8 protein-coding genes are annotated in these 12,285 nt (G+C 63.4%); 3 read left to right on the forward strand and 5 right to left on the reverse strand.

The window, feature by feature from the left end; all coding sequences use genetic code 11:
• Window positions 1-619: 619 nt before the first annotated feature.
• The 3 genes from B9A15_RS17935 to B9A15_RS17945 all read right to left on the reverse strand — a co-directional run bounded on the left by B9A15_RS17935 (window position 620) and on the right by B9A15_RS17945 (window position 3,612).
• The gene (locus tag B9A15_RS17935) at window positions 620-1,147 is read right to left on the reverse strand and encodes an ureidoglycolate lyase (protein WP_084411910.1); all 528 of its coding nucleotides are present in this window, start codon (window positions 1,145-1,147) and stop codon (window positions 620-622) included.
• The gene (gene puuE, locus B9A15_RS17940) at window positions 1,144-2,535 is read right to left on the reverse strand and encodes an allantoinase PuuE (protein ID WP_425292972.1); all 1,392 of its coding nucleotides are present in this window, start codon (window positions 2,533-2,535) and stop codon (window positions 1,144-1,146) included. Before puuE ends, B9A15_RS17935 begins: the two co-directional genes overlap by 4 nt.
• A 144-nt stretch (window positions 2,536-2,679) precedes the next feature.
• A complete protein-coding gene (locus tag B9A15_RS17945; RefSeq protein ID WP_084411912.1) occupies window positions 2,680-3,612 on the reverse strand; it encodes a LysR family transcriptional regulator in 933 nt (310 codons plus the stop codon).
• A 103-nt stretch (window positions 3,613-3,715) separates the two neighbouring features.
• On the opposite strand from B9A15_RS17945, the gene B9A15_RS17950 reads away from it, so the two are divergent.
• The 3 genes from B9A15_RS17950 (at window position 3,716) to B9A15_RS17960 (ending at window position 7,540) form a co-directional block, all read left to right on the forward strand.
• The gene (locus tag B9A15_RS17950) at window positions 3,716-4,957 is read left to right on the forward strand and encodes a urate hydroxylase PuuD (protein WP_084411913.1); all 1,242 of its coding nucleotides are present in this window, start codon (window positions 3,716-3,718) and stop codon (window positions 4,955-4,957) included.
• 62 nt (window positions 4,958-5,019) lie between these two features.
• Window positions 5,020-5,952, forward strand: coding sequence for a uracil-DNA glycosylase (locus B9A15_RS17955; RefSeq protein ID WP_084411914.1), 933 nt, complete (start codon window positions 5,020-5,022; stop codon window positions 5,950-5,952).
• Between the two features lie 220 nt (window positions 5,953-6,172).
• Window positions 6,173-7,540 (forward strand): MFS transporter, encoded by a 1,368-nt coding sequence (locus tag B9A15_RS17960; protein ID WP_084411915.1) that lies wholly within the window; start codon window positions 6,173-6,175, stop codon window positions 7,538-7,540.
• 675 nt (window positions 7,541-8,215) lie between these two features.
• On the opposite strand, the gene glmM is transcribed toward B9A15_RS17960, so the two are convergent.
• Window positions 8,216-9,562 (reverse strand): phosphoglucosamine mutase, encoded by a 1,347-nt coding sequence (glmM, locus tag B9A15_RS17965; protein WP_084411916.1) that lies wholly within the window; start codon window positions 9,560-9,562, stop codon window positions 8,216-8,218.
• Window positions 9,563-10,197: 635 nt separating this feature from the next.
• Window positions 10,198-12,123: an ATP-dependent zinc metalloprotease FtsH gene (ftsH, locus tag B9A15_RS17970; protein WP_084411917.1), complete on the reverse strand. Its 1,926-nt coding sequence runs from the start codon at window positions 12,121-12,123 to the stop codon at window positions 10,198-10,200.
• Window positions 12,124-12,285 lie beyond the last annotated feature (162 nt).

The following is a 12,285-nucleotide window of genomic DNA, read 5'->3' on the forward strand; positions in this document are numbered from 1 at the left end:
CGATCCGCGAAATTCTCGAGACCGTCACAAATCGCGAATGTTCAAACTATCTCGCCAATTCAGGTTATGCACCGAGGTAAAATCATCTCGCTCTAATTCGCCGCCGTCACATCCTCGCGGGATCGAGCGCCCCCTGCCAACGCGTCGTCATCCTCGCTCTCGAAGCGACGAGGATCACACATCCCGCGAAGAGCCTGTATCGTAGGGGATTGCGATCGACCATGGTCGTGACAATGCCCTTGGCGACTTGTCTCAGCAGCCGGCAGCAAGCGCCGACGTCTTCTCCCCCTGGGGGAGAATGTGCACGGAGGGCAGATGAGGAGGGATATCTTCTGCGATATCAGGATTTTGCCGATCGGCATCTTTCCTGAAAGAGCCCTGACCTCCCCCTCATCGCCTCCCGGCACTTCTCCCCATGGGGGAGAAGCCGAAGCGTCCATGTCCGGCTCTTAACCGTCAGCGAGAAAATGTGTGAAACTCGTAGCCTCGCGGGCCGGGGGTGACGACTGGATAGGGCGCTGCGCCCATCGCTCCGTCGCGTCTGCTTGCCGCAGCTGGACCGAAAAGGCGCCCTCTCCCATCATGCCAGAGGCTTGCGCAGAGCACACGGAGACAAGCCTCAGGAAGCCTCGATCAGACCCGCTTCGACCACATCCGGTCCCGGCTCGACGCGGTAAGGCGTCTCGAAGCGGTATTCTTCCAGATTAGGCGTTTCACCGATCCGGTCGATCACCGCGAAGAGCCCCGGCTCGTGAAGCGGCGTCAGAACGCCGTGCCAGGTGCCGCGATGAAAGTTGATGCCCTGCCCGACTGCCGCGACGAAGGCTTGCGGGGTGCCGGGCCTGCCCCCTTCGTCCGGCGCTGCGACGACGAGGAAGTGATGGCCGGTCATCGAGACGAAGGCCTGGCTCCCCTCCGGATGGCGCTCGACGAGATCGACCTCGACCGGAAAGGCGACGGCCTTGCTCTCGAAAATGCTGATCCCGGCCCGGCCCTCCGGCCCAAAATCGAGCCGCGCCCGATCGTGAAACCGGCCGCAGCGCCCGGCATTGATGATCTTATCCGGGCTCCCCGACACTCCGAGAACGTCTCCGAAGGGCGCGAAGGCTTCGGCAGTCAGCGGCTGCGCGATCACCGTCCGGGTCATGCCGAAAACATCTCGCGCAGTCTGAGTTCGGCGATGCGCTCCACCTGCCGGCAGGCTTCGGCGAATTCCGTCTCGCGATCCTGGTCGATCCGGCGGCGGAAGGCCTCCATGATGGAGGCCTTGGTGTTGTCGCGCACGGCGATGATGAAGGGAAAGCCGAACTTGGCGGTATAGGCGTCGTTGAGCTCGGTGAAGGACGCCCGCTCCTCGTCGGTCAGCGCATCGAGCCCGGCGGAGGCCTGTTCCGCCGTCGATTCCGCCGTCAGCCGCTTGGCCGCCGCCAGCTTGCCGGCGAGATCGGGATGGGCCTTCAGGACGTCGAGGCGCTTTTCATCGGGCGCCGAGCGGAACACGCGGGCAAGCGCCGAATGAACGCCGATCGCCGTATCGTGCATCGTCCCGAGTTCCAGCCCATGCGCCCCTTCCGCGATCCAGGGGGAATGCTCGAAGACGCCGCCAAATTTCGCGACGAAGGTCTCGCGATCCATGGCGGAGGGGCGCAGCGTCTTCACCGGCGGATGCTCGCGCGCCCAATGTTCGGCGATGTCGAGCCTCGTCGCGAACCAGACACCCTCATGGCTTTGAAAATAGTCGAGCGCGCGCTTCAGCGTCGCCGCCCGGCTCGGACGACCGATCAGGCGGCAATGAAGCCCGATCGACAGGATCTTCGGCGATCCGGCCTCGCCTTCCTCGTAAAGGACATCGAAGGCATCGCGCAGCATGGTCTCGAAATCCTCGCCGGTGGTGAATCCGGCCTGGATCGCAAAACGCATGTCGTTGCAGTCCATCGTATAGGGGACGATGAGCTGGTCCTTCTCCCCGGCGCGGGTCCAATAGGGCAGGTCGTCGCTATAGCTGTCGGCGATATAGGCGAAATCGCCCTCTTCGGCCGCAAGCTCCACCGTGTTCATCGAACAGCGGCCCGTATACCAGCCGCGCGGCGGCTCGCCGGTGACCTCGGTGTGGAGCCGGATCGCCTCGCGAATCTGCTGGCGCTCCTCTTCCGCGCTCATATCCTTGTGCTCGATCCATTTCAGCCCGTGGCTGGCGATCTCCCAGCCGGCCGCCTTCATCGCCGCGACCTGCTCGGGCGCGCGGGCGAGTGCCGTCGCCACGCCATAGACCGTGACGGGAATATGTTTGAGCATCCGATGGACGCGCCAGAAGCCGGCGCGCGAGCCATATTCGTAGATCGTCTCCATGTTCCAGTGGCGCTGGCCCGGCCAGGGCTGCGCACCAGTGATCTCCGACAGGAACCCTTCCGAAGCCGCGTCGCCATGGAGAATGTTGTTCTCGCCGCCCTCTTCGTAATTCAGAACGAACTGAACGGCGATCTTGGCACCGTTCGGCCAGTTGGCTGCCGGAGGATTTGCGCCGTAGCCGGCCATGTCGCGAGGATAGCGTGTCACCGGTGAACTCCTTTCCCAATCCTGGCCCAACATAGACCAGGGGAATGATGCAGTTTTTCAAATTGCGTTTGAAAGTGCCTTCGGGCCCTGCGCGCTTTCCGAGCAAGCTCGTATGTCCTCCCCCTATCGGGGCGACAGACCGCGCCTTTCGGCCTCCTTCACCACCGCGCCGATCCGATCGATCACGAAATCCATGAAGAGCCGCGTCTTCGGGTCCTGGCGCCGACGATGGGTGAAGAGGCAGGCCATCTGGATCGATTCGGGTGGCGTCTTGGTCGCGACCGGCACGAGACGGCCCGTCCTCAGATCATCGGCCACCTCGAAGATCGGCTTCAGCGCGATGCCATGGCCGGCGAGCGCCCAGTCGGTGAGGACGTCGCCATCGTCGGATTCGAACCGCCCCGTCACCCGGAAGCGCTTCGGGCCGTCCGGCGTCACGAGCCGCCACTGAAACTCCGTCGCCCCGGGAAAGCGCAAATTGAGGCATTCGTGGCCGCCGGAAATGAGCTCATCGCCCGATTTCGGCATGCCATGGGCTTTCAGATAGTCCGGCGAGGCGCACAGAACCCGCTCCACATCCGCGATCTTGCGAATGCGCAAGGTGCTGTCCTCGGGCTGGCCGAGAAAAAAGGCGAGATCGAGCCCCTCCGTCGTCAGGTCGACCTTTCGGTCCGTCAGACGCAGGCGAATGCTGACATCGGGATATTGCTTCAGAAAGGCCGGCACCTGCGGCGCGATCAGCCGGCGCCCGACACCCAGCGGGGCCGCGACCGAGAGCGCGCCCTTCGGATTTTCGGTGATATTCACCACCTGGGCCTCGGCGGTCTCCACCGATTCCAGGATCTCGCAGGCGCCGGAATAGAAGGCCTTGCCCTGTTCGGTCGGCGTCAGGCTGCGGGTCGTGCGCTGGAACAGGCGCACGCTCAAATGCTCCTCGAGCTGGGAGATCCGCGACGAGGTGACAGCCGGCGAAATCCGCAAGTCGCGCCCGGCGGCCGACATGCTGCCCAGCTCATAGACGCGCACGAAGGTCCGGATATTGTCGAAATAGGACATTGTTTGGTGTTTTTTTAAGCTGCTTGGCGCTTCCCCTCGATACCAAAACAATCCCGATCCGCATAGCGTAAGCCCCGGGGATAGAGCTTCCAAGGGATAGGCCATGTACGATCTGATAGCATTTGGGGAATGGGTGGGCTTCGCCGTACGCTGGCTCCATGTAGTCGCAGCGATGGCCTGGATCGGGGCGTCCTTCTATTTCATCGCCCTCGACCTGATGCTGAAACCCGCGCCGGATATGCCGAAAGGCGCCTATGGCGAGGAATGGGAGGTCCATGGGGGCGGCTTCTATCACACCACCAAATATCTGGTGGCGCCCGAGCGGATGCCGGAGCATCTGACCTGGCACAAATGGCAGAGCTATACGACTTGGCTGTCGGGCGCGGCGCTCCTCATGATCGTCTATTGGCTCGGGGGCGAACTGTATCTTCTGGACCCGAACAAGGCCGATCTATCGCTCTGGCAAGGCATCCTGATCTCGGGCGGCTCGCTCACCATCGGCTGGCTGGCCTATGACGCCCTATGCAAGTCGAAGCTCAGCGAGCGGCCGACGCTCTTGATGCTCATCCTCTTCGTCATCCTCGTCGCCATGTCCTGGGGCTACAATCAGATCTTCACAGGCCGCGCCGCGCTTCTCCATCTCGGCGCCTTCACCGCGACGATCATGACGGCCAATGTGTTCTTCCAGATCATGCCGAACCAGCGCATTGTCGTCGCCGATCTGAAGGCCGGCCGCACGCCCGACGCGAAATACGGCAAGATCGCCAAGGTCCGCTCGACCCACAACAACTATCTGACCCTGCCGGTCGTCTTTCTGATGCTCTCCAATCATTACCCGCTGGCCTTCGCCACCGAGTATTCTTGGATCATCGCAAGCCTGATCTTCCTGACCGGCGTTTCCATTCGCCATTATTTCAATACGATGCACAAGACCGGCAAGGGCCCCCATTGGACCTGGCTGGTGACCGTCATCATCATGATCGTCATCGTCTGGCTCTCGACCGCGCCGATGATGGACAGCGTCGAGGAGGCCGAAGCCCGTCCCCTGACGCCTTACGAACAGACATTCGCCTCCGCCAAAGGCTTCGACCAAGCCTATGACGTGGTGGTCGGCAATTGCTCCATGTGCCATGCTCGCGAGCCTTATTTCAGCGAGACCATGCTCTGGCCGCCCAAGGGCGTCGTCCTGGAGACGAAATCCGACGTCGCCCGGCATGCCCGCGCCATCTACGTCCAGGCCGGCATCACCCACGCCATGCCCCCGCCCAACGCCGCCCCGACCATGACCGACGACTACCGCAAAGCCATCACCGCCTGGTACCGCGCCGCGACGAATGGCGAGTGACGGCGCATGGCTGACGCAAAAAACCGGTTCGAGCTTTTCGCCCGATGCGCTATGGCTGATCCATGAGCCGTGGCCCCGACATTGACACCCCTCCGTCGATCGAGACGGCGGCGATCGCCCTTCTCGAATGGTATGGCGAGGTGGGGATCGACGCGCTTTTGAGCGAAGCGCCGCGCGATCGCTTTCAGGAAACGCGCGAGGCGATCGCGGCGCGCGGCGCCCGGCAGGTCTCGTCGGCAGCGACGGCGCGGAAAGAGCCGAGCGCGCGCCTTGCCCCATCGCGTGAGGCGGCACGCGCGCCAGAGGAAGCGCAGACCCGTGGCGCACCGCCAACGCCCTCCCCCATGGGCACGGGCGAGCTGCCGTTGGGGCCAGACGTTGCGCTGGCCGATGCCCGGTCCCGCGCTCGTTCGGCGCAGACACTGGCCGAACTCTACGAGGCCTTGGCGAGCTTCGAGGCTTGCGGACTGAAGGTCACGGCGAAATCCTGCGTCTTCGGCAATGGGCGCGAGGACGCCGATCTGATGGTCATCGGCGAGGCGCCCGGCCGCGACGAGGACATTTCCGGCGAGCCCTTTGTCGGCCGCTCGGGCCGACTTCTCGATCGGATGCTCATCTCGATCGGCATCGAGCGCGCGGATGTGCGCGTCACCAACACCGTGCCCTGGCGCCCGCCCGGCAACAGGCCGCCGACACCGGCCGAGACCGCCATGTGCCTGCCCTTCCTGCAGCGCCATATCGAACTCGTGCGCCCGAAGATCCTTGTCTGCATGGGCTCGCCCTCGGCCAAAGCCGTTCTCGGCGCCGAGGAGGGCATCATGCGACTGCGTGGCAAATGGCTGACCTACACGATGGATCTGACGCCGGAGGGGACGATCCCGGCGACGGCCATGCTGCATCCGGCCTATCTCCTGCGCCAACCGGCCCAGAAGCGTTTCGCCTGGCGCGACCTTCTGGCGCTCAAGCTGCGCCTTGCTGGGAACGGCGGCGACTAAGTCCTTATTTCATCGAGAAGAGGGCGGCAGACAGCACGCGTTCCCCGAGTGCAGGGCATAAAACCCGCCCTGCCGCCATCATGTCTTCATCGTATTTTGTCACTCGCCAATCAGGGGGCTGACGGTTTAAGCCGCCTTTCCAAGCTGATTCGGCACGCGAGACGACGAAGGCGCCAGCCTGAGACAGCGGACGGCCGGCGCAAGAGAACGAGGAGAAGGCATGCGATTTTCGACGACGATCCTGCCGATCGCAGCGCTTCTGACATCGACCTTCTTTCTGATGGCCGGCGCCGGCCTGATGGGCATTCTCCTGCCCGTCCGCGGCTCGATCGAGGGCTGGTCGAGCTACGAAATCGGCCTGTTTGGAACGAGCTATGCCATCGCCTTCATGGCCGGCTGCGTCTTCATTCCCTGGGTGGTGCGCAGCGCCGGCTTCGTGCGGACCTTCGCAGCCCTCAACGCGCTCCTGGCCATCTCGGTGCTTCTCTGCGCCATCGTCGTCCATCCCCTCGCCTGGATCGCCTTTCGCGCCATGACCGGCTTTGGCCTTGCCGGAACCTATATGATCGTCGAAAGCTGGCTGAATGAGCGTGTGACCAACGAGACGCGCGGTCAGATCTATTCGGTCTATATGATCACCACCATGGCGGCGATGATGGGCGGGCAATATGTCCTGCCCTTCTCCCAGCCCGAATTGACCATTCCCTTCATGCTCTGCGCGATCCTCTTCGCGCTCGCCGTGATCCCGACGACTTTGTCGCGCGCCCAGTCGCCGGCTCCGCTCACCAATGTGAAGCTCGACGTCTTGATGCTGTTCCGCAATTCGCCGGTCGCGGCCGTCGGCACGATCCTGGCCGGTGTCCTGTCAGGCGCCTGGAACAACATGGCGCCGGTCTTCGGCCAGCAGATCGGCCTGTCGACCGCCGAGATCGCCTCGATCGTGGTCGTGGCCATGGCCGGCGGCATCGCCTTCCAGATCCCCCTTGGGCGCATCTCGGACCGGGTCGATCGGCGCTACGTTATGGTCGCGACCGGCGCGATCGGCGTTGCGGCCGCCTTTGCCGGCGTGCAGTTCTCCGGTCTCGGTGCCTCCATCGTCTTCGCCGTCTCTTTCGTGGTCGGCGGCGTCGTCTATCCCGCCTATTCCCTGGCCGTGGCCCATGCCAACGACCACGCGGCCGATGCCGACTTCATCAAGATCTCGTCCGGCCTGCTCATTCTCTACGGCGTCGGCACCATGGTCGGCCCGCTCTACGCGGCGTCCTTGATGGATGCGTTCGGCCCGGCCGGCATCTTTCAGTCGATCGGCTCGGCGGCCGCCTTGTATGCGGCCTATGCCTTCTACCGGACCTTCCGCCGCGTGGCGCCGCCGGTTTCCGAGCGCTCCGACTTCCAGGCCGTGCCGCTTGCCCGCACGCAGACCCCTGTCACCCTCACCCTCGATCCGCGCGCGGAAGCCGCGCTCGAGGCCGAGAGCGTCGAGATGCAGGCCGAGAAGGACGATGAGATGGACCCGGCGAGCGTCGACGACGAAGACGAGCCGGACGCCGACCTTCGCGACGAGGTGATGACCCGCACAGCCGATTGAGGCACGGGCGGGTCGGCAGTCGTATAGCTGGATGGTCGAATGAACCGTCGGAGGGGGTTACGCCCCTTGATGTCGGATAGAGCCGGCCGAGGGCTCAACGCGCCTCCCCACAGCTCGTCATCCTCGGCCCGTCAGAGCCATAGGACCCATGCCTCCTACGCTCGACACTGTCGCAAACCATCGCGGTTTTCGTTCTGACCTTCCTCCACCCGAATGCCGCATCAATCGGGATGGCATGGTCCCCGCTCTCTTCGAGAGCGAGGATGACGAAGCGTCGGGGGGATGCTTTTGTGTCCGAGCACAGTACAGGACAATTGCGTCAAGCGGCACATATCGAGTACTCGGCATTCAAAGGTCAGGACTTGACTTTCATCGCGTTCGTCATGCTCGGGCTCCGTCCCGAGCATCCAGTGCGGCGTTTTAACCGACTGGAATAATGGATGATTTTCATTCTGAACTGGCTTTTGGCGTCACCGAGTCTGGATCCTCGGCACGGTGGCCGAGAATGACGAAGCGTCAAAGGGACCGGCATTGCTCTGGTGTCGCCGCCTTTGCTCGGACTGATTGTCCCGCACGATGGCGGCAGAAGTCGGTGCAGCATCGACCGTCGAAGACTGATCGTCAGCCATCGATCGCGCGATTACACCGCCCGCGCCGCTTGCCCGACCGCCCCGATCAGGCGGCAACCGCTCTCAGCGCGTCGCAGATGCCGTCGACGACCTCCTCCACCATGCGCGGATCGTCGCCCTCGGCCATGACGCGGATCAGCGGCTCGGTCCCTGATGGGCGGATGACGAGGCGGCCGGAATTGCCCAGCCGGGCTTGAGCGCTTTCGATCGCCGACTGAACGCTGTCCTTTTCCAGCGGCGTGCCGCCGCCGAAGCGCACATTCTTCAGAATCTGCGGCACCGGATCGAAGCGCCGGCAGACCTCCGACACCGTCCCGCCCTTCTGCTTGACGACGGCCAGCACCTGCAGGGCCGAGACCAGCCCGTCGCCGGTCGTGCCGAAATCGGACAGGACGATATGGCCGGATTGCTCCCCGCCCACATTGTAGCCATGGGCGCGCATATGCTCGACCACATAGCGATCGCCGACCTTCGTGCGCGCGAGAAGCAGGTTTTGGGCCTCCAGGAAGCGCTCCAGGCCGAGATTGGACATGACCGTCGCGACGATGCCGCCGGCTGCCAGCCGCCCGTCGTCGTTCCAGCTTTCCGCGATCACCGCCATGAGCTGGTCGCCATCGACGATCTGGCCGCGCTCGTCGACGATCAGAACCCGGTCGGCGTCGCCGTCGAGTGCGATGCCGATATCGGCGCGGACTTCCCGCACCTTGGCGATCAGGGCCTCGGGCTTGGTCGAGCCGCAATTCAAATTGATATTCGTGCCATCCGGATCGACGCCGATCTTTACGACTTCCGCGCCGAGTTCCCACAGGACGCCCGGGGCGACCTTATAGCCTGCCCCATTGGCGCAATCGACCGCGACGCGCAGGCCCTCGAAGCTCATCTCGCGCGGCAATGTGCGCTTGGCGAATTCGATATAGCGATAGATGTCGCCATCGACGCGGGTCGCCCGCCCGATCCCGGCGCCCGTCGGCATACGGGTCGACAGATCCTCGTCGATAAGACTTTCGATCCGTGCCTCGATCTCGTCGGACAATTTGTAGCCATCGGGACCGAAGAGCTTGATGCCATTGTCCTCGAAGGAATTGTGGGAGGCGGAGATCATCACGCCGATATCGGCCCTGAGCGAGCGCGTCAGCATGGCGACGGCCGGTGTCGGCATCGGTCCGAGGAGAAGGACGTCCATTCCAGCCGAGGTGAAGCCCGCCACCATGGCGTTCTCCAGCATATAGCTCGAGCGGCGCGTGTCCTTACCGATCACCACCCGGTGGCGGTAGCTGCCCCGATTGAAGGCGATGCCGGCGGCCATGCCGACCTTCATCGCGACCTCAGGCGTCATCGGATGCCGGTTCGCCTTGCCGCGAATGCCGTCGGTGCCGAAATAACGTCTCGCCATGGGTGACTCCAGATTCGCGTTTTTGCAGAGCGACGCGCGACCTCGACGGTCCGAGCCGGCGACGCCCTTCCGTCACCTCAACCCGGCCACCACGGTTTTCACGCGCGAAAGGCCATCGACGCCCTTTCAAGGTGATGGCCGCTTCTGCCTCATAGTGGGAAGGAAAACTGGAATACGCCGATTGCTGGGCGATGAATGCTCGTCGGTATTCTTGCCGGTATGGTGTGTGAATTCTGACACGGCCTGTACGCGCCCGACGATTTGCCGATCACCATGCTGTCCTGGAGCGAAATGCGATGAATTGGGATCATCGTGCACGACACTACGCTCAGGAGCACAGCCTGCGCCTCGGTCGAAAAGCCGATTCCTTCGACGCATCGTCATTCTCGGGACGGAGCCCGAGAATGACGAACGCAAGAGAAGTGAGCCCCGATTTTCAAGCGCCGAGCCCTCGCCAGACGCCGTTCGAAAAGACCGTCAGGCACCGTAAATCGGGATTGCGATTTCGGTCCAAGTATTCGTTTCGGGGCATCATGTGCTCCGAAAAATCATGCAACTTTTCGCCATCAGGTCCAAACGAAAAGGGCGGCCCGTAAGCCGCCCTGCCCATCTTGTCATCTGATCAAGCCGAACCATCAGGTCGGCTGGGGCTCCATGCCGCCCTCGTCGCCATGGGATGGGCGAGCCGTGCCGGCCTTGGGGATCGCCGAGCCGCGGGTCGGGGGCGTATCGTCGCCCATGTCGCGCGACAGCGGGCGACCATTGAGAAGATCGTCCACCTCCTTGCCCGACAGCGTCTCATATTCGAGCAGCGCCTTGGCCAAGAGATGCAGCTGATCGATATGCTCGTTGAGGATCTTACGCGCCTTGTTTTCGGCGACCTCGACGATGCCGCGAACTTCCGAGTCGATCAGCCGCGCCGTCTCCTCCGACATGTTCTGCTGCTGGGCGACGGAATGGCCGAGAAAGACCTCGTCTTGGTTCTGCTTGTAGCGCAGCCGGCCGAGCTTGTCGCTCATGCCATATTCCATGACCATCGCGCGGGCCATGTTGGTGGCCTGCTGGATGTCGTTGGAGGCACCGGTGGTGACGTTCTCCAGGCCGTAGATGATCTCCTCGGCCGCCCGGCCGCCGAAGATCATGGCGAGGCGCGCCTCCATCTCGTTCTTGCGCATGCCGTAACGATCGCGCTCCGGCAGGTTCATGGTCACGCCGAGCGCACGGCCGCGCGGAATGATCGTCACCTTGTGCAAGGGATCGTTGAAGGGCTCGTGGATACCGACAAGAGCGTGGCCGGCCTCGTGATAGGCGGTGAGCTTCTTCTCTTCCTCGGTCATGGCCATGGACCGGCGCTCGGCGCCCATCATGACCTTGTCCTTGGCGTCCTCGAGTTCGAGCATAGTGACGAGACGCTTGGAGCGCCGCGCCGCCATCAGGGCCGCCTCATTGACGAGATTGGCGAGATCGGCACCCGAAAAGCCCGGCGTGCCGCGCGCGATCGTCTTCAGATCGACATTGGGCGCGAGGGGCGTGTTGCGGGTGTGGACCTTGAGGATGCGCTCACGGCCGGTGACGTCCGGATTGGGAACCACCACCTGGCGGTCGAAACGACCGGGTCGCAGAAGCGCGGGATCGAGAACGTCCGGACGGTTGGTCGCGGCGATGAGGATGATGCCCTCATTGGCCTCGAAGCCGTCCATCTCGACGAGAAGCTGGTTCAGGGTCTGCTCGCGCTCGTCATTGCCACCGCCGAGGCCCGCGCCACGATGGCGGCCGACGGCGTCGATCTCGTCGATGAAGATGATGCAGGGCGAGTTCTTCTTGGCCTGCTCGAACATGTCGCGCACACGGCTCGCGCCGACGCCCACGAACATCTCGACGAAGTCGGAACCTGAAATCGTGAAGAAGGGCACGCCCGCTTCGCCGGCGACGGAGCGCGCGAGCAGCGTCTTACCGGTGCCGGGAGGGCCGACCAGCAGCACGCCGCGCGGAATCTTGCCGCCGAGGCGCTGGAACTTCTGGGGCTCGCGCAGGAATTCGACGATCTCTTCCAGATCCTGCTTGGCCTCGTCGACACCCGCCACATCGGCGAAGGTCACGCGGCCATGGGCCTCGGTCAGAAGCTTAGCCTTGGACTTGCCGAAGCCCATCGCCTTGCCGCCGGCGCCGCCCTGCATCTGGCGCATCAGGAAGATCCAGACGGCGAGAATGAGGAGAATCGGACCGAAGGACAGAAGCATCGACCAGATCGGATTGGTGTTGTCCCCCGGAGGCGCGGCGGTGATCCGCACATTCTTGCCCTCGAGGCGGGGGATCAGCTGCGCGTCGTCCGGCGCGTAGGTCTGGAAGGTCTGCCCACCATCCCCGTAATTGCCGGTGATCCGCTGCCCCTGGATCGTCACCGAGGTCACGCGGCCCGTGTCCACATCGGACAGGAACTGCGAATAGGGAATCTCACGCGCATTGGCATTCTGCGAGCCGTTCGAGAACAGCTGGAAGACCGCGATCAAGAGAAGAGCGATGATCGCCCATAGCGCGAAATTTCGGAAATTCTGGTTCATCAGTCGTCCTGAACTGGCGGCGCAAGAAGGACCGTTCTTGGCCCACCTCTCGTCTCATCCGAAAATAGGTGGTCTTGGACAGCTTGCCAATGGTCCAAGGCGCATTTGCGGCGAATGGTCAAGGCTTCGTCGAAATTGTCCGCCGCCGAAAGGGCGTCAGGC

The organism is Fulvimarina manganoxydans, assembly GCF_900176465.1.
In the GTDB taxonomy this organism is placed as follows: Bacteria; Pseudomonadota; Alphaproteobacteria; order Rhizobiales; family Rhizobiaceae; genus Fulvimarina; species Fulvimarina manganoxydans.

Excerpts from the sequence above, each read along its gene's own strand:
- B9A15_RS17935 (WP_084411910.1), bottom strand. The coding sequence starts at position 1,147 with ATGACCCGGACGGTGATCGCGCAGCCGCTGACTGCCGAAGCCTTCGCG.
- puuE (WP_425292972.1), bottom strand. The coding sequence starts at position 2,535 with ATGGCCGGCTACGGCGCAAATCCTCCGGCAGCCAACTGGCCGAACGGT.
- B9A15_RS17945 (WP_084411912.1), bottom strand. The coding sequence starts at position 3,612 with ATGTCCTATTTCGACAATATCCGGACCTTCGTGCGCGTCTATGAGCTG.
- B9A15_RS17950 (WP_084411913.1), top strand. The coding sequence starts at position 3,716 with ATGTACGATCTGATAGCATTTGGGGAATGGGTGGGCTTCGCCGTACGC.
- B9A15_RS17955 (WP_084411914.1), top strand. The coding sequence starts at position 5,020 with ATGAGCCGTGGCCCCGACATTGACACCCCTCCGTCGATCGAGACGGCG.
- B9A15_RS17960 (WP_084411915.1), top strand. The coding sequence starts at position 6,173 with ATGCGATTTTCGACGACGATCCTGCCGATCGCAGCGCTTCTGACATCG.
- glmM (WP_084411916.1), bottom strand. The coding sequence starts at position 9,562 with ATGGCGAGACGTTATTTCGGCACCGACGGCATTCGCGGCAAGGCGAAC.
- ftsH (WP_084411917.1), bottom strand. The coding sequence starts at position 12,123 with ATGAACCAGAATTTCCGAAATTTCGCGCTATGGGCGATCATCGCTCTT.